Source organism: Peribacillus simplex (genome assembly GCF_900156045.1).
Classification (GTDB): domain Bacteria; phylum Bacillota; class Bacilli; order Bacillales; family DSM-1321; genus Peribacillus; species Peribacillus simplex_D.
On the sequence record NZ_FTMX01000014.1, the window covers coordinates 1 to 17,786 of the forward strand.

Annotated in this window: 17 protein-coding genes, 2 rRNA genes and 1 riboswitch; of the genes, 18 read left to right on the top strand and 1 reads right to left on the bottom strand. The window is 42.6% G+C overall.

All coding sequences use genetic code 11. The annotated features are described in order from the left end of the window. The 15 genes from BW986_RS27175 to purD all read left to right on the top strand — a co-directional run. A 23S ribosomal RNA gene (locus BW986_RS27175) occupies nt 1-97 on the top strand; the annotation flags it as partial. A gap of 62 nt (nt 98-159) precedes the next feature. Further along, nucleotides 160-275, top strand: a 5S ribosomal RNA gene (gene rrf, locus BW986_RS27180). A 538-nt stretch (nt 276-813) separates the two neighbouring features. Next, entirely contained in the window at nt 814-1,014 is a 201-nt protein-coding gene (locus BW986_RS27185; RefSeq protein WP_076372817.1) for an NETI motif-containing protein, read from the top strand. Nucleotides 1,015-1,088: 74 nt separating this feature from the next. Further along, a riboswitch (purine riboswitch) is annotated at nt 1,089-1,190 on the top strand. 178 nt (nt 1,191-1,368) lie between these two features. Continuing rightward, nucleotides 1,369-1,857, top strand: coding sequence for a 5-(carboxyamino)imidazole ribonucleotide mutase (purE, locus tag BW986_RS27190; protein ID WP_076372819.1), 489 nt, complete (start codon nt 1,369-1,371; stop codon nt 1,855-1,857). Beyond that, the gene (purK, locus tag BW986_RS27195) at nt 1,841-3,001 is read left to right on the top strand and encodes a 5-(carboxyamino)imidazole ribonucleotide synthase (RefSeq protein ID WP_076372690.1); all 1,161 of its coding nucleotides are present in this window, start codon (nt 1,841-1,843) and stop codon (nt 2,999-3,001) included. Before purE ends, purK begins: the two co-directional genes overlap by 17 nt. Then, nucleotides 2,998-4,290 carry an adenylosuccinate lyase gene (gene purB, locus BW986_RS27200; RefSeq protein ID WP_076372692.1) on the top strand — a complete coding sequence of 431 codons (1,293 nt, stop codon included), beginning with the start codon at nt 2,998-3,000 and terminating at the stop codon, nt 4,288-4,290. Before purK ends, purB begins: the two co-directional genes overlap by 4 nt. A gap of 103 nt (nt 4,291-4,393) precedes the next feature. Continuing rightward, on the top strand, nt 4,394-5,113 hold the full coding sequence (gene purC, locus BW986_RS27205; RefSeq protein ID WP_063235720.1) for a phosphoribosylaminoimidazolesuccinocarboxamide synthase: 720 nt from the start codon (nt 4,394-4,396) through the stop codon (nt 5,111-5,113). After that, complete coding sequence (gene purS, locus BW986_RS27210; protein ID WP_034306118.1) at nt 5,106-5,360, top strand: phosphoribosylformylglycinamidine synthase subunit PurS; 255 nt, start codon at nt 5,106-5,108, stop codon at nt 5,358-5,360. Before purC ends, purS begins: the two co-directional genes overlap by 8 nt. Continuing rightward, a complete protein-coding gene (purQ, locus tag BW986_RS27215; protein ID WP_034306116.1) occupies nt 5,357-6,043 on the top strand; it encodes a phosphoribosylformylglycinamidine synthase subunit PurQ in 687 nt (228 codons plus the stop codon). The genes purS and purQ overlap by 4 nt, the downstream gene beginning before the upstream one ends. Then, entirely contained in the window at nt 6,027-8,249 is a 2,223-nt protein-coding gene (purL, locus tag BW986_RS27220) for a phosphoribosylformylglycinamidine synthase subunit PurL (protein ID WP_076372694.1), read from the top strand. Before purQ ends, purL begins: the two co-directional genes overlap by 17 nt. Beyond that, entirely contained in the window at nt 8,234-9,649 is a 1,416-nt protein-coding gene (gene purF, locus BW986_RS27225; RefSeq protein WP_076372696.1) for an amidophosphoribosyltransferase, read from the top strand. Before purL ends, purF begins: the two co-directional genes overlap by 16 nt. Before the next feature lie 42 nt (nt 9,650-9,691). Then, nucleotides 9,692-10,717: a phosphoribosylformylglycinamidine cyclo-ligase gene (gene purM / locus BW986_RS27230; RefSeq protein ID WP_076372698.1), complete on the top strand. Its 1,026-nt coding sequence runs from the start codon at nt 9,692-9,694 to the stop codon at nt 10,715-10,717. Next, nucleotides 10,717-11,292: a phosphoribosylglycinamide formyltransferase gene (purN, locus tag BW986_RS27235; RefSeq protein WP_063595368.1), complete on the top strand. Its 576-nt coding sequence runs from the start codon at nt 10,717-10,719 to the stop codon at nt 11,290-11,292. The genes purM and purN overlap by 1 nt, the downstream gene beginning before the upstream one ends. A gap of 18 nt (nt 11,293-11,310) precedes the next feature. Then, nucleotides 11,311-12,846 (top strand): bifunctional phosphoribosylaminoimidazolecarboxamide formyltransferase/IMP cyclohydrolase, encoded by a 1,536-nt coding sequence (purH, locus tag BW986_RS27240; protein WP_076372700.1) that lies wholly within the window; start codon nt 11,311-11,313, stop codon nt 12,844-12,846. Nucleotides 12,847-12,865: 19 nt separating this feature from the next. Next, nucleotides 12,866-14,140 carry a phosphoribosylamine--glycine ligase gene (purD, locus tag BW986_RS27245; protein ID WP_076372702.1) on the top strand — a complete coding sequence of 425 codons (1,275 nt, stop codon included), beginning with the start codon at nt 12,866-12,868 and terminating at the stop codon, nt 14,138-14,140. Nucleotides 14,141-14,189: 49 nt separating this feature from the next. Here purD and BW986_RS27250 read toward each other — a convergent pair whose 3' ends face one another. Then, nucleotides 14,190-14,456, bottom strand: a complete 267-nt coding sequence (locus tag BW986_RS27250; protein ID WP_076372704.1) for a YgaP-like transmembrane domain — start codon at nt 14,454-14,456, stop codon at nt 14,190-14,192. A 146-nt stretch (nt 14,457-14,602) separates the two neighbouring features. Here BW986_RS27250 and BW986_RS27255 point away from each other — a divergent pair, with 146 nt between their 5' ends. Genes BW986_RS27255 through BW986_RS27265 form a run of 3 tightly spaced genes read left to right on the top strand, consistent with a single transcriptional unit; the run spans nt 14,603 to nt 17,770 of the window. Further along, complete coding sequence (locus tag BW986_RS27255) at nt 14,603-16,348, top strand: adenine deaminase C-terminal domain-containing protein (protein WP_076372706.1); 1,746 nt, start codon at nt 14,603-14,605, stop codon at nt 16,346-16,348. Between the two features lie 43 nt (nt 16,349-16,391). Beyond that, the gene (locus BW986_RS27260; protein WP_076372708.1) at nt 16,392-17,429 is read left to right on the top strand and encodes a DUF3048 domain-containing protein; all 1,038 of its coding nucleotides are present in this window, start codon (nt 16,392-16,394) and stop codon (nt 17,427-17,429) included. Nucleotides 17,430-17,455: 26 nt separating this feature from the next. Beyond that, nucleotides 17,456-17,770 carry a YerC/YecD family TrpR-related protein gene (locus tag BW986_RS27265; RefSeq protein ID WP_034306094.1) on the top strand — a complete coding sequence of 105 codons (315 nt, stop codon included), beginning with the start codon at nt 17,456-17,458 and terminating at the stop codon, nt 17,768-17,770. The last annotated feature ends 16 nt before the right edge of the window (nt 17,771-17,786 follow it).

A 17,786-nucleotide genomic window follows, 5' to 3' on the forward strand; every position in this document is an offset into this window, starting at 1 on the left:
GTAAGATCCCTGAAAGATGATCAGGTTGATAGGTCAGAGGTGGAAGCATGGTGACATGTGGAGCTGACTGATACTAATAGATCGAGGACTTAACCTACGCTTTAAAAAATGAAATACCTTCTTATTATCTAGTTTTGAAGGAACAACGTTCCTTACATGTTTGGTGGCGATAGCGAAGAGGTCACACCCGTTCCCATTCCGAACACGGCAGTTAAGCTCTTCAGCGCCGATGGTAGTTGGGGGTCTCCCCCTGTGAGAGTAGGACGCCGCCAAGCCATTTAAAAAGATCAGCCATCCTGGCTGGTCTTTTTTTTGTATTGATATATTTTCATCTTTCAGGGAGAAGTGAGGTAGATTAACATCTTGTTCGGCCTATAGACTAATCTAGTCGACCTTAAACGAAATAGTTAAACCAGGAGACTATTAATTCCGACCAAAATTGGAAAAATCGACCTTTAGCCTATTTAATTCGACCTATCGTTAAAACTTGAATTGAAATAATTCATGAGAGCAAGATACGGATATGTACCGATCATGGAGCAATGGTTAATTTCATGAATCAGGCTATAGTAATTCAGAAGGGGAGAAGGGTAGGGTAGTGAAGGGGATGCATAATTTATGAGCGTAGGGCTTTAACTGAAGACAGGGATATCATTATCTGAGGCATTATGGAATTTCTATTATGATGAAATCGGTTTTATTGAAATGTATTCTTGTCTTTACTTGTTCTTTTCATTATACTAGGAAGAATTTATTGTTGATGAATGCTAAGGACGAAGACAGGCAAAATAGATGATGGAAGGGATCGGTATTGTGAGTAAAAAGAGTAAGGAAAAGTTTGAGGTCATCGAGGGCGAGACGATCGATGCGTGTTTAGATCGAATTAAAGCGGCAGGATACTTTCCTGTAAGGCGGACGGAGGAGCCTATCTTTGCCGAGAGAATTGAGAATGGCAAAGTCCAATATGTGCCAGCTGATCGAAAAATTGTATTCGAAGCAAAATTAATTGAGTAAAACACGAACGATTAATTAATATCATGTAAAAATATTCGATTTTAACTTGACATTAAAATGGCCGGAAGGTAAGATGAAGTTACATTAATACATCTCATATAATCATGGGGATATGGCCCAAAAGTTTCTACCTGATGACCGTAAATCATCGGACTATGAGAAAAGCATCTGACTATTTCGGAAACTAGCCAAGTCTTTTTGCACTTTTTCAAAAAGGCTTTCTTTTCCGGACAGGTTGCTTTCTCGATGAGGAAGCAACCTGTCCGGTTTTTTTATTTACATGTTATAGATAATGATAAGCGTCCGTCTACATACTCGGGACGCCATAATATGAGTGTTGGAGGGAAAGATGATATGAAACCGCAAGTTGGGGTTATTATGGGAAGTGTCTCGGATTGGGAAACGATGAAATACGCTTGTGAATCATTGGAACAGCTTGAGATTCCCTATGAAAAAAGAGTCGTTTCCGCCCATCGGACGCCGGATTTACTATTTGAATATGCAGAGAGTGCAAAAGACAGAGATATTAAAGTGATTATTGCCGGAGCAGGCGGGGCTGCACATCTTCCAGGTATGACCGCCGCTAAAACGATTGTCCCTGTGATAGGCGTGCCAATACAGTCGAAGGCATTAAATGGGATGGATTCGTTATTATCGATTGTTCAAATGCCTGGTGGCGTACCGGTTGCAACGGTTGCGATCGGAAAAGCGGGCGCAGTCAATGCCGGTTTGTTTGCGGCTCAAATATTAGCAGCTTTTGATTCTGACATTGCTGATAGGTTAGAGGCTTTACGAAACGAAACCAGAGAAAAGGTGTTACAGAGCAGTGAACAACTTAAATAATACAGTCATTTTACCGGGACAGACCATTGGAATAATCGGCGGCGGGCAATTGGGCAGGATGATGGCCTTATCGGCTAAGGCATCGGGCTTTAAGATAGCGGTCCTTGAGCCGACTGCAGAAGGTCCATGTGCTCAAGTGGCGGATATTGAAATCACTGGTGCTTATGATGATATCGAAGCATTGAAAAGATTAGCTGAGGTCAGTGACGTCATAACGTATGAGTTTGAGAATATCAGTTCAGAAGCCCTGGATTGGTTAAAGCAACATGCAGTTCTTCCGCAGGGCTCAGAATTATTAAAGCTGACACAGGATCGATTGACGGAGAAAAAAGCCATATCCGATGCAGGAGCTTCCGTTGCTCCATATCGGGAAATACAGGATATTTCAGAAATTTACCTTCATATAGAGAATTTAGGGTACCCTAGTGTGTTAAAAACGACGCGGGGCGGTTATGATGGAAAAGGGCAGTTGGTCATTAAGGAAGAAGCCGATATCAAAAAGGCTGAATCCCTGCTCAAAACAGGTAAATGTGTGCTGGAAGCCTGGATTCCTTTCGTAAAAGAAATCTCCATTATCGTGACGCGCAAGGCGAATGGTGAGGCAAGTCATTTTCCGATTGCGGAAAACATTCATATTGAAAACATTCTTCATAAAAGTATTGTTCCCGCCCGTATTAGTCAACAAGCTGAACGGAAAGCTATTAACGAAGCTTTGCAGCTTGCAGAGAAACTTGATTTGGTGGGGACATTGGCAGTCGAGATGTTTTTAACCGCTCAGGATGAGATCATCATTAATGAATTAGCGCCAAGACCTCATAACTCAGGGCATTATACAATGGAGGCATGTGAGACTTCACAGTTCGAACAGCATATAAGGGCTGTCTGCAATTGGCCGCTTGGAAATACGGCATTATTGAAGCCTGTGGTAATGATAAACATCCTTGGAGAGCATATCGGGCCCTTAATGGATGAAATTCCTACGCTTTCAGATTGGAAGGTTCACCTTTACGGTAAGAAAGAAGCCAAGATTAAGCGGAAAATGGGTCATGTGAATATTTTACGTCCAACGATTGAGGAAGCTCTTTTGGAAAGTGATCGAAGCAAAATTTGGAATCAACAGGTTGAAACGGAGGAAGTAAAATGATTGAACGTTATACCCGCCCAGAGATGGGAAACATTTGGACAGAAAAGAACCGCTTTAATGCGTGGTTGGAAGTTGAAATCTTAGCTTGTGAAGCATGGTCTGAATTAGGTGTCATTCCAAAAGAAGATGTGAAGCTTCTTCGTGAAAAGGCAACATTCGATGTGGACCGTATCAATGAAATCGAAAAAGATACACGCCACGATGTTGTTGCTTTTACACGTGCGGTTTCTGAAACGTTGGGCGAAGAACGGAAATGGGTCCATTACGGACTGACTTCCACTGATGTAGTGGATACAGCTCTTTCATATGTGATAAAGCAAGCGAATGAAATCCTTGCCAAGGATTTAAATAACTTCGTGGAGATCCTGAAAAATAAAGCGAAAGAACATAAATACACGGTTCAAATGGGGCGTACACATGGAGTTCATGCTGAGCCGACCACTTTTGGGTTGAAACTGGCTCTTTGGTATCAAGAAATGAAACGCAATGTCGAACGTTTTGAAGAAGCTAGAAAGAACATAGAGGTTGGGAAAATCTCTGGAGCTGTCGGAACATACGCAAACATCGACCCGTTCGTTGAAAAATTCGTTTGTGAAAAACTTGGCCTTGAAGCAGCGCCAATTTCAACACAAACATTGCAGCGCGATCGCCACGCACATTATATGAGCACATTGGCTTTAATAGCGACATCAATTGAAAAGTTCGCAGTGGAAATTCGCGGCTTGCAAAAAAGTGAAACACGCGAAGTGGAAGAATTCTTTGCAAAAGGACAAAAAGGATCTTCGGCAATGCCTCATAAACGGAATCCAATCGGTTCTGAAAATATGACGGGTATGGCTCGTGTAATCCGCGGTTACATGATGACAGCATATGAGAATGTGCCATTATGGCATGAACGTGACATTTCACATTCTTCTGCTGAGCGCATCATCTTGCCGGATGCAACGATCGCATTAAACTACATGCTGAACCGTTTCAGCAACATAGTGAAGAACTTGACCGTTTATCCAGAAAATATGAAACGCAATATGGACCGTACGCTTGGATTGATTTTCTCACAACGTGTACTGCTTTCCCTTATCGATAAAGGGCTTGTCCGTGAAGAAGCTTATGATACGGTTCAGCCGAAAGCGATGGAAGCATGGGAGCTTCAGGTTCCATTCCGAAGCCTGATCGAAAAGGATGATAAAATCACAAGCTTGCTTACGAAAGAAGAACTTGATGATTGTTTCGATCCTACACATCACCTGAAAAATGTTGATGTAATCTTTGATCGTTTAGGTTTATAAAAGTGAAGGCGGCAAACATGGCACCTCTAAACGGTGATATGTTTGCCAAGCCTGATCAATGGCAGGAAGATTCATAATATTCACAATGTGGGGGTCTGGACAGATGGAAAAACGAGAATTGTTGTATGAAGGAAAAGCGAAACAGATTTTTGCAACGGACAACAGTGAAATAGTATGGGTGGAATACAAGGATTCGGCAACAGCGTTCAATGGTGAGAAGAAATCAGAGATTGCCGGAAAAGGTAAGTTGAATAATCAAATTACTAGCTTACTTTTTTCAAAGCTTGCCCAAGAAAATATCCCGTCCCATTTTATTGAAAAGCTTTCCGACAGGGAGCAGCTAGTCAAGAGGGTATCCATCATTCCGCTTGAAGTAGTTGTCAGAAATACGGCAGCCGGCAGTTTTTCTAAAAGGACTGGCATTGAAGAAGGCCAGCCGCTCAAGAAGACGCTGATAGAGTTTTACTATAAAGACGACGAGCTCGGCGATCCTCTGTTAACGGAAGACCATATTGAAGAATTGGAACTTGCAAGCAAGGAAGATGTAGCCATTTTAAAAGAAAAGGCACAAGAGATCAGTATCGTCTTAACTTCCTTCTTTAAAGAATTGGACATTAAATTGATTGATTTTAAATTAGAGTTCGGCAAAACCCCGAATGGAGACATTTTGCTGGCAGATGAAATTTCACCTGATACCTGCCGATTATGGGATATTAACACGAACGAAAAGTTAGACAAAGATGTATTCCGCCGTAATTTAGGAAGTTTAACGGATGCTTACGAAAAAATACTAGCAAAGTTGGAGGGCACTCAACATGTATAAGGTTAAGGTATATATCACACTACGCGAAAGTGTACTAGATCCACAGGGAGCAGCAGTGCAACAATCACTTCATAGCTTGACATATAACGAAGTCAGTGATGTTCGAGTGGGGAAATACATTGAACTTACAATTAAAGATACGGATCGTGATTTAGATCAACTTGTGAAGGAAATGTGTGAAAAACTATTGGCCAATACGGTAATTGAAGCTTACCGTTATGATGTTGAGGAGGTTATCACCCAATGAAATTTGCTGTCATAGTTTTCCCTGGTTCCAATTGTGATGTCGATATGTACCATGCGATAAAGGATGCACTGGGGGAAGAAGTGGAGTATGTTTGGCACTCTACAGACAATCTAGATCAGTATGATGGGATTCTCCTTCCAGGAGGTTTCTCTTATGGAGACTATTTACGCTCTGGAGCAATTGCACGATTTTCGAATGTAATGGCCGAAGTCGTAAAAGCGGCACAAGCTGGAAAGCCTGTCTTGGGTGTCTGCAATGGTTTTCAGATTTTACTTGAAGCAGGACTTTTACCTGGAGCGATGCGCCGTAATGAAGGCTTGAAATTCATTTGCCGCAATGTAGGATTGAAGGTTGAAAATAATCAATCGATGTTCACGACAGGATATGAATTAAATGAAACGATTACGATCCCGGTTGCCCATGGTGAAGGGAATTACTACTGCGATAATGAGACATTGGCTGAATTAAAACGAAATAACCGCATCTTGTTCACGTATGACGGTGAAAATCCAAACGGAAGCTTGGAACAGATAGCGGGAATTACAAATGAACAAGGAAATGTCCTCGGAATGATGCCTCATCCCGAACGTGCTGTTGATTCGCTGCTTGGCAGTAAAGACGGCTTAAAGATTTTTCAATCCATCGTAAAAAACTGGAGGGAATCACATGTTATTACAGCTTGAACCAAGTCCGGAAAAAATTAAATCGGATCGTTTGTACGCAACTATGGGACTATCCGATGATGAATTTGCAATGGTGGAGAAAATCTTAGGCAGACTGCCGAATTATACGGAAACTGGATTGTTTTCGGTTATGTGGTCAGAGCATTGTTCCTACAAAAATTCGAAACCCATCTTAAGGAAGTTCCCGATTACAGGGGAGAAAGTGCTGCAAGGTCCTGGTGAAGGAGCAGGTATCGTTGATATCGGTGATGATCAGGCTGTCGTTTTTAAAATTGAAAGTCATAACCACCCTTCAGCAATAGAACCTTATCAAGGTGCTGCTACTGGTGTCGGTGGTATTATCCGTGATGTTTTCTCCATGGGTGCCCGTCCGATTGCGATGTTGAACTCGCTTCGCTTTGGTGAGTTAGACAATGATCGAGTGAAATATTTATTTAAAGAAGTAGTTGCCGGGATTGCAGGATACGGAAATTGTATCGGAATTCCAACTGTCGGCGGAGAAATTCAATTTGATCCATCGTATGAAGGGAATCCTCTAGTCAATGCCATGTGTGTAGGTTTGATCGATCATAAGGACATTAAAAAAGGCCAAGCGCATGGAGTGGGCAACACAGTGATGTATGTGGGTGCCAAAACTGGACGTGATGGAATCCATGGAGCAACATTTGCATCTGAAGAGCTATCAGAGTCTTCAGAAGAAAAACGGCCTGCCGTACAAGTAGGCGATCCATTCATGGAGAAACTGCTTTTGGAAGCCTGCCTTGAATTGATTCAAAATGATGCCCTTGTTGGTATTCAGGATATGGGAGCAGCGGGTCTTACAAGCTCATCTGCTGAGATGGCGAGTAAAGCTGGATCAGGAATAAAAATGAATCTTGATTTGGTACCGCAGCGTGAAACGGGAATGACAGCATATGAAATGATGCTTTCTGAATCACAAGAGCGGATGCTGATCGTTGTAACTAAAGGACGCGAACAGGAAATCGTCGATTTGTTTACGAAATATGACTTAGAAGCGGTTGCTGTTGGAGAAGTAACGGATGACAAAAATCTAACACTTTCCCATCAAGGTGAAATCGTTGCTGAGGTTCCGGTTGATGCATTGGCTGAAGAAGCTCCAATTTATCACAAGCCATCTGCAGAACCGCAATATTTCCGTGACTTCCAAAGCATGACGGCAGAAGTGCCTGTCATTGGAGATTATAAAGATACATTGGTATCACTTTTGAAACAACCGACAATTTCGAGTAAGGAATGGGTCTACGACCAATATGATTACATGGTCCGCACGAATACAGTCGTCTCACCTGGATCGGATGCGGCGGTAGTGCGTGTACGGGGTACGAATAAGGCTCTTGCCATGACGACGGATTGCAACTCCCGCTTTATTTATCTAGATCCTGAAACAGGTGGCAAAATCGCAGTGGCTGAAGCTGCCCGTAACATCATTTGCTCGGGTGCGGAGCCTTTGGCGATCACGGATTGCTTGAATTTTGGGAATCCAGAAAAACCTGAAATATTTTGGCAGTTGGAAAAAGCGGCAGACGGTATGAGTGAAGCTTGCAGAAGCTTAAGTACTCCTGTAATTGGCGGAAATGTCTCCCTTTACAATGAAACGAATGGTGAAGCGATTTATCCGACACCTGTAGTTGGGATGGTTGGTCTTGTCAGTGACCTTCAGCACATCACTACACAAACATTTAAAAATGAATCCGATTTGATTTATGTGGTCGGCGAAGCGAAAGTTGAATTTGGAGGCAGTGAATTACAGAAAATGCTTGAGGGTAAAATCTTTGGACGCGCTCCAGAACTTGATTTGGCCATTGAACAAAAACGTCAACAGCAAATTCTAACTGCAATCCAAAAAGGAATTGTTGCATCAGCCCATGACCTTTCGGAAGGCGGTTTGGCAGTGGCTTTAGCTGAATCTTTATTCGGGGCTAGCAAACTTGGGGCAAAAGTGAATATATCCGGCGAACTGGTATCCGAATTATTCAGTGAAACGCAATCACGTTTCTTACTGTCCATCAAACCTGAAAACAAATCGGCATTTGAAGCACTTGTTGAAGACGCGATATGCATAGGTTCAGTAACGGCTGATAATAAATTAGTCGTGGAGACAAGCATTGATAGCAAAGTATTGGAAGCGGACGTTGAAGATTTACAAACAGCTTGGAAGGGAGCCATACCATGCTTGCTGAAATAAGAAGCCTAAACGAAGAGTGTGGTGTTGTAGGAGTCTGGGGACATCCCGATGCTGCACAGCTTGCTTACTACGGTTTGCATAGCTTGCAACATCGTGGTCAAGAGGGAGCAGGCATCGTCGTGACGGATGGTGAGCAGATGTCCATCTCTAAGGGCGAAGGACTTGTCACGGAGATATTCACTGCCGAAAAAATGCAGGCACTTTCCGGTTCCGGAAAAGCGGCAATCGGCCATGTCCGTTATACAACGGCAGGCGGCGGCGGCTATCAAAATGTTCAGCCTTTCCTGTTCAATTCGCATACAGGAGGGCTGGCCCTTGCCCATAATGGGAATATCGTCAATGCCCATCAGTTAAAAGCTCAGCTTGAAGGTCAGGGAAGCATTTTTCAAACGACATCTGATACGGAAGTTTTGGCACATCTGATTAAACGCTCCGGCTACTCGGATGTAAGAGATTCCGTGAAGAACAGTTTAAGCATGCTGAAGGGAGCCTATGCCTTTGTCATCATGACTGAAAACCAAATGATCATGGCAAGAGATCCGCATGGCTTCCGTCCACTTTCCTTGGGAAAAATAGGCGATGCATATTTCGCTGCATCAGAAACATGTGCACTTGATATTGTAGGTGCAGAATTCATCCGCGATATTGAGCCGGGTGAACTGGTTGTCATTAATGATGAGGGAATCACATCCGAGTATTTTTCGCTTTCCAGTCAACAGGCAATGTGCACGATGGAGTACGTGTATTTTTCCCGTCCGGATAGCAACATTGATGGTATCAATGTTCATACGGCACGAAAAAACCTTGGCAAGCAAATGGCACTGGAAACCAAAATTGAAGCCGATGTAGTTACAGGTGTACCTGATTCCAGCATTTCGGCAGCGATTGGCTATGCTGAAGCTGCAGGCATTCCTTATGAAATGGGTTTAATAAAAAATCGGTATGTTGGACGGACGTTCATTCAGCCATCACAAAGTCTGCGCGAACAAGGCGTGAAGATGAAACTATCACCTGTAAGAGGAGTAGTGGAAGGTAAGCGGGTCATAATGGTTGATGATTCAATCGTCCGTGGGACAACGAGCAGAAGGATTGTCCGCATGTTAAAAGATGCTGGAGCGAAAGAAGTGCATGTAGTAATCAGCTCACCACCGATCAAGAATCCATGTTTTTATGGCATAGACACGTCTAAAAAGGAAGAACTGATTGCGAGCTCTAAATCGGTGGAGGAAATTAGGGAAATCATCGGTGCCGATTCCTTAACTTTTTTAAGTGTCGAAGGTATGGTCGAAGCAATTGGACGACCGTTTCCTGGAGAAACGCGCGGTTCATGCCTAGCTTGTTTCACCGGAAATTATCCGACTGAAATTTTTGAATACGAACGAGAAAAAACAAAATGTTAATCAAGTCGGCAATGATGATTGATTTTCGGAGGAGGATTTCAAATGGCTAATGCATATAAACAGGCTGGTGTGGATATTGAGGCTGGTTATGAAGCGGTAAATCGAATGAAAAAACATGTAAAGCGCACATTTCGTCCAGAAGTTATGAATGGTCTGGGCGGTTTTGGCGGCATGTTTGATTTATCTTCCTTGAACCTAAAAGAACCTGTGCTCATTTCAGGTACGGATGGAGTGGGTACAAAACTTTTGTTGGCGTTCATGATGGATAAACACGATACAATTGGAGTGGATTGTGTAGCTATGTGCGTCAATGATGTTGTCGTTCAAGGTGCTGCACCTTTATACTTTTTAGATTATATTGCCTGCGGTAAAGCAGATCCTGAACGAATTGAAATGATCGTCAAAGGAATTGCAGATGGCTGTGAGCAGGCGGGCTGTGCTTTAATCGGCGGAGAAACGGCTGAAATGCCTGGCATGTACGAGACGGAAGAATACGATGTTGCAGGTTTTACTGTAGGTGCCGTTGAAAAATCACGTCTAATTACTGGTGAAGCAATCTCGGCGGGTGATGTCGTCATTGGACTCGCTTCAAGCGGCATCCATAGTAATGGGTATTCCCTTGTTCGTAAAATCCTCCTTGAAGACTCAGGTTTGGGGCTTCATGACTTCGTACCGGAACTGGATTGCAAGTTGGGAGAGGAATTATTAAAACCAACAAAAATCTATGTGAAGTCCGTTTTATCTACTTTGGAAAAATTTGAGGTTAATGGTCTTGCGCATATCACTGGTGGGGGATTCATCGAGAATATTCCGCGTATACTTCCTGAAGGATGCGGTGTTGAAATCGAGCTCGGAAGCTGGGAAATTCCAACTATATTCTCATTCCTTGAAGAAAAAGGGAACCTTGTAAAAGAGGAAATGTTCAATATTTTCAATATGGGAATTGGAATGACGGCCGTCGTGAAAAAAGAAGTGGCATCAGATGTGCTAGCCCATCTACGTTCTTGCGGTGAAGAAGCCTCAGTTATTGGAACGGTTGTGGACGGAAATGGAGTGTCGTTCAAATAATGAAACGCCTTGCTGTCTTTGCATCAGGTAACGGTAGTAATTTTCAATCAATTGCTGAAGCAATAAAAAGTGGAAAGTTAGAGGCGGAAATCTGTCTTGTCGTTTGCGATCGTGAAGACGCATATGTGCTTGAGAGAGCTAAGCTTGAGAATATTGATTCTTTCTCCTTTTCAGCGAAGAATTACTCGAACAAGACTGAGTATGAATCGGAAATCCTCGAAAAACTTCGCCAGTATGAGATAGAATTTATCATTCTGGCTGGGTATATGCGTTTGATCGGTCCGACTTTATTACAAAAGTATTCACAAAGGATTGTGAACATCCACCCTTCACTTCTGCCTAGTTTTCCAGGCAAGGATGCAATTGGCCAGGCTTTTGACGCCGGAGTGAAGGAAACGGGGGTAACGGTTCATTATGTCGATGATGGAATGGACACAGGACCGGTCATTGCCCAAAAGGCAGTGCCAATTCTTGAGGGGGATACGAAAGACATCCTTCAAAAAAGGATTCAGGAAATGGAGCATGACTTGTATCCGTCAGTTTTGCAGGAGCTATGCCACAAGAAACTTACTTAATGGAGGGACCAACATAACATGAAGAAACGTGCATTAATTAGTGTATCGGATAAAACAGGTATCGTAGAATTTGCTCAAGGTTTAATTGAAGCAGGTTTTGAAATCATTTCTACAGGCGGTACCAAAAAAACGCTGCAGGATAATGGTATTGATGTAATTGGAATCAGTGACGTCACCGGTTTCCCGGAAATATTGGATGGACGTGTTAAAACACTTCACCCGAATGTCCATGGAGCAGTGTTGGCAAAACATGATGACAAAGATCACGCAGCACAACTTGCAGAGCATAATATTGAACCCATTCAACTTGTCTGTGTGAACCTATATCCATTCCAAGCGACTATTTCCAAACCGGAAGTCACTGTGGAAGATGCTATTGAAAACATCGATATCGGTGGACCGACAATGCTTCGTTCTTCTGCTAAAAACCACGAATATGTGACTGTTATCGTTGATTCCAATGATTATCCTACCGTATTGGCTGAGCTAAAACAAAACGGCGGGGTTTCAAAAACCACGAATCGCCGCCTGGCTGCTAAAGTTTTCCGCCATACAGCAGCATATGACGCCGTTATTTCAGAGTATATGACAGAGCTTGCCGATGAAGAAAATCCTGAATCATTGACTGTTACCTATGAATTGAAACAGTCGCTTCGTTATGGGGAAAATCCACATCAAAAAGCCGCATTTTATAAAAAACCGCTTGGTTCCGTTTTCTCAATTGCAGAAGCGAATCAACTACATGGAAAAGAACTTTCATACAACAACATTAATGATGCTGATGCAGCACTTCAAATCGTTAAAGAATTCAATGAGCCGGCTGCAGTTGCAGTCAAACATATGAATCCTTGCGGCGTCGGTGTCGGTGCGACCATTTTGGAAGCATATGAAAAGGCTTATGAGGCAGATGCCACTTCCATTTTCGGTGGGATAATCGCTTTGAACCGTGAAGTTGACAAGGCGACTGCTGAAAAGCTTCATGAAATTTTCCTTGAAATCATCATTGCCCCTGGGTTTACACAAGAGGCAGTGGAAGTATTGACAAGCAAGAAAAACCTTCGTTTATTAACGATCGATTTCGATGCGGTTAAAAAGCCTGAACGTAAATTGACATCCATTGAAGGCGGATTACTTATTCAAGATCGGGATGCACATAGCTTAAAGGATGCAGAAATAAAAGTGGCAACGAAACGTGAGCCTACCCCTGAAGAGTGGAAAGCCATGGAACTTGGCTGGAAAATCGTGAAACATGTCAAGTCGAATGCAATAGTGGTTTGTAACGATCAAATGACATTAGGTGTTGGCGCAGGTCAAATGAACCGTGTGGGAGCTGCAAAAATTGCTCTGGAACAAGCTGGGGAAAGGGCGACAGGAAGTGCATTGGCATCAGATGCTTTCTTCCCAATGGATGATACTGTAGAAGCGGCAGCGAAAGCGGGCGTCACGGCAATCATTCAGCCTGGTGGATCTGTCAAAGATGAAGATTCAATCAAGAAAGCTGATGAATATGGGATTACGATGGTGTTTACAGGAATTCGTCACTTTAAACATTAATCAAAAATGAGGTGCGATAATGAATGTACTAGTAATTGGCCGGGGCGGCAGGGAGCATGCCATAGCCCGCAAACTATTTGAAAGTAAACGGGTTGGGACTGTTTTTGCAGCACCGGGAAATCCAGGGATGACCGATGTAGCGACTCTTGTTCCAATTGATGAAAACAATCACGGTGATTTAGTTGCCTTTGCCAAGCAGAATGCAGTTTCATTAACTGTGATCGGGCCCGAAACCCCATTGTTGAATGGACTTGCCGATGATTTCACGGAGGCGGGATTACAGGTATTTGGCCCTAATGGCCGTGCTGCAGTCATCGAGGGAAGTAAATCCTTTGCTAAAGATTTAATGAAGAACTACAGCATTCCGACAGCAGAATATGAAACATTTTCTGATTATGATTCAGCAAAAGCATATATCGAAAAAATGGGTGCTCCCATCGTCATAAAAGCGGATGGTTTGGCTGCAGGAAAAGGTGTCGTAGTCGCTATGACGATGGAAGAGGCGTTAGACGCCATCCATGATATGCTAGTCGGAGCAAAGTTCGGTGAAGCATCTGCCAAAGTCGTTATTGAGGAATTCCTTGATGGAGAAGAATTTTCATTGATGGCATTCGTTAATGGGGAAAAAGTGTATCCGATGGTCATTGCTCAAGATCATAAGCGGGTTTTTGATGGAGATCAGGGTCCGAACACAGGTGGAATGGGTGCATACTCACCGGTGCCGCAAATTTCCGATGAAATGATTCAGACTGCAGTCGAAACAATTCTTAAGCCCACGGTAAATGCGATGATTTCGGAGAATCGGAGTTTTACAGGAATATTATATGCCGGGTTGATCGCAACTGAAAAAGGCACAAAAGTCATTGAGTTCAATGCTCGTTTTGGAGATCCGGAAACGCAAGTTGTTTTACCACGCCTAAAAACAGATTTCGGGGATACGCTTGAAGCGGTTCTTTCTGGAGCGGATTTAGAACTTGAGTGGCATGAAGAAGCTGTTCTTGGAGTGGTCGTAGCAGCTGATGGATATCCAGGGGAATATAAAAAGGGTTCTATCATTAATGGCTTGGAAAAGATCGATCCGAATGCCCATGTATATCATGCTGGAACGGCCCTCAATAGTGAGGGGAATTTCATCGCGAATGGCGGACGTGTACTTCTGGTTGCTGCAAAAGGGAAAGATTTGGCCTCAGCCCAAGCTGAAGTATATAAAGAGTTGGGGAATATTGAGAAGGAAGGCTTATTCTGGCGAACGGATATTGGCTACCGTGCAATAAAATTCAATTTTTCATCATAATATAAAGAAGCTGACTCTAAGCGGAGTCAGCTTCTTCTTTAGAAAAAACTTAATAGTGATCAGATTGATTAGATTCATGTCCCTGTTTTGGTTCATTTGTCATTAAGTTTTGTCCGTTTTCCATTGCATCGACGACAGGACAATATCGGAGTATGCCTTCGCCTATTTTCATGGCAGAAAGCATGACCACGAATATATAAGATTGGTTTTTCCATGGTTTTTTCACCATTTTAGTCATAGCCCATGTTAGCAATGTAAAACCACAGGTAATTCGCATTAATGCATTTATTATACTGATATTTTGTTTAAACTTCACTTAAAGTCCATCCCTTCACAAAAATTTAACAATATTCTGGATAACATTACTGTTCTAATGAGGCAAGTATGTTACTATGAAATAAAATTGGATTGAAAATGGTTTTTTTCATACATCTGTTTCTATAAAATTATGGGGGAATGTTTATGCTTGAACAGCGCTATAGATGGAAAAATAAACATCTAAGAGAACATATAGATGTGCTGGATGGCAATAGGGCACCACACATTCTGCTAAAAAATACGACTTATTTAAATCAGGCTTTACGAAAATGGGTAAAAGCGAACATATGGATATATGATGACCGCATCGTATATGTTGGCGATAAGCTTCCTGATAATATAGACCGCTGTGAAATGGTCGACTGTACAAACCAATACTTAGTCCCGGGTTATATTGAGCCGCATTCACACCCTTCTCAATTATATAATCCCCTTTCTTTTTCACGTTATGCATCTCATTTCGGCACAACGACATTGATCAATGATAACCTGCCGTTTTTATTGCAGTTAGATAAAAAGAAAGCGTTTTCTCTTTTGAAAGAATTACGTAACATTCCTGTAACAATGTATTGGTGGAGCCGTTTTGACGGACAAACGGAACTGATCGATGAAGACATGGTCTTTTCCCATGGGGCCGTTAAATCATGGCTGGAGCATGATGCCGTATTACAGGGCGGGGAGCTGACTGGGTGGCCGAAGCTTCTCGATGGGGATGACATGATGTTGCACTGGATTCAGGAAGCCAAGCGAATGAGGAAGAAAATAGAAGGACACTTTCCAGGTGCCTCAGAGAAGACTTTAGCAAAAATGACCTTATTCGGCGCCGATTGTGATCATGAGGCAATGACAGGTGATGAAGTCATGTCGCGCTTGCTGCAGGGCTATTATGTATCGTTAAGACATTCTTCGATCCGGCCGGATTTACCTAAGATGATACAGGAAATCCATGAGCTGGGCATCGATCATTATGACAAATTCTTTTATACGACAGATGGATCGCCGCCATCCTTTTATGAAGGTGGTTTCATAGACTGCTTGATCAAAATAGCGATAGAAAATGGCGTTCCGGTCATAGATGCATACAATATGGCAACTATAAACATTGCACGATATTATAACATTGAATACCTTCATGGCAATATTGCCACGGGAAGGGTAGCGAATATCAACTTCCTGACCGATGTAAAGGAACCCGCACCGGTTTCGGTAATGGCAAAAGGGAAATGGGTTAAAAGGGATGGTGAGATCATTCCGGATAAACAGGAAATCGAATGGAGTGATTTCGATTTTAAACCACTTGATCTTGATTGGGATCTTAGTTTAAAGGAAGATTTTGAATTTTCCATGCCGTTTGGGATTGAATTGGTCAATAATGTAATTACGAAACCGTACTCCCTTGCCAATGATGTTGGCTATGAAGAACTGAACTTTGAGGATGATGAATGCTTTTTCATGCTTATTGATCGGGAAGGGAAATGGCGCATCAATACGATATTAAAAGGGTTTGCGGACAAATTGTGTGGCTTTGCTGGCTCCTATACAGATACAGGTGATATCATACTGATCGGTAAAAGGAAAAAGGATATGCATTTGGCATTTAACCGGCTGAAGGAAATCGGCGGTGGAATCATTTTAACGGAACAAGGCAAGGTGATCCATGAACTTCCTTTGAAATTAAAGGGAGTCATGTCCACCAAGGAGGTTCCTGAACTGATAGAAGAAGAAAATGAATTGAAACATTTGCTGCGGGAGAGAGGTTATCGCTTCGCCGATCCTGTGTACACCCTTTCATTCTTTTCGACAACCCATCTGCCATATATAAGGCTAACCCAGCGAGGAGTATATGATGTAATGAATAAAACTATACTCTTTCCCACTATAATGCGTTAAAATATAAGAGAAGAAATGGCTAATAAATCAGAGGAGTGGAAAGATGAATTTTAAGAGAGTTCTTTTCATGGTTATTGCTATTTTGCTGCTGGCAGGCTGTTCTACGAAAGAAGATCCTGCATTGGATGACAGTAAGCCGAAAGACCAAGCTGTCATCAAAAATACAGATGTGAAAAATGAACCTTCCAATGAGTTTCCACTTACAGGTATAGCCACCGATGCAGGCAGTGAGCAAAGGGCTGTAGCAGTGATGATTAATAATCATCCAGAAGCACGCCCACAATCGGGCCTCTCGGAAGCCGATATGGTCTACGAAATGCTTGCAGAAGGTGACATAACCAGATTTTTAGCTATCTTCCAAAGTGAAATGCCAAGCCAAATCGGTCCGATTCGGAGTGCAAGGGACTATTATATCGAATTGGCTAAAGGCCTTGATTGCATCTATGTCTGTCATGGGAATAGCCCCGAGGCAAAAACCATGCTGGACAAAGGGTATATTGATAACTTGAACGGATTATATTATGATGGTACTTTGTTTCAACGTTCGGCAGATCGAAAAGCACCGCATAATTCCTACACCACCTTTGAGGATATCCAAAAAGGTGCGAAGGAAAAGGGATATGAGTTGAATGGTGCACCGGAGCCTTATGCCTTCCTTACAAAGGAAGAGGCGGCTGGCCTTCAAGGGGAACCGGCATTGAAAACCGAGGTTACCTACGGATCAGACGAGTACGATGTTCAGTATGAATACGAAGCCACGGAAGAGAAATATAAACGTTATTCGAATGGAGAGCAAACAGTCGAACATAAGTCGAGTAAACCTATTTTACTGGATAATATATTGATCATTGAGGCTGCTCATCAAGTGATCGACGATAAAGGGCGTCGTAAAATCGACTTGAAAAGTGGCGGAAAAGGTTATTTACTTCAAAAAGGAAAAGCGAATGAAGTAGAATGGGTTAATAAGGATGGTCAAATTATACCAGTGAAAAACGATAAAGAAGTAGGGTTGATTCCAGGGAAAACCTGGGTCAATATTATTCCGGATGAACCTGGTTTAGTAGGAGACGTCTCATTTTGATACCCATGAAATTGAGGGGGAGTAACATGCAAATTGATAAGTTGAGAGGAAAAGAAACGGATCAGCTGTTTAAGTCTATCCTTTCCTTGCGTGATTTGGACGAATGCTATCGATTTTTCGACGATTTATGCACAGTTAATGAAATTTCATCACTGGCACAGCGTCTTGAAGTAGCCCGCATGCTTGAAGAAGGGAAGACCTATCATAAAATCGAAACGGAAACGGGTGCAAGCACGGCTACGATTTCCAGGGTCAAACGCTGCTTGAATTACGGAAATGACGCTTATTCCATGGCTCTTAACCGTATTAAGGATAACGTCGAGGAAACAACTGAATCTTAATTCTTTCGATTATAAT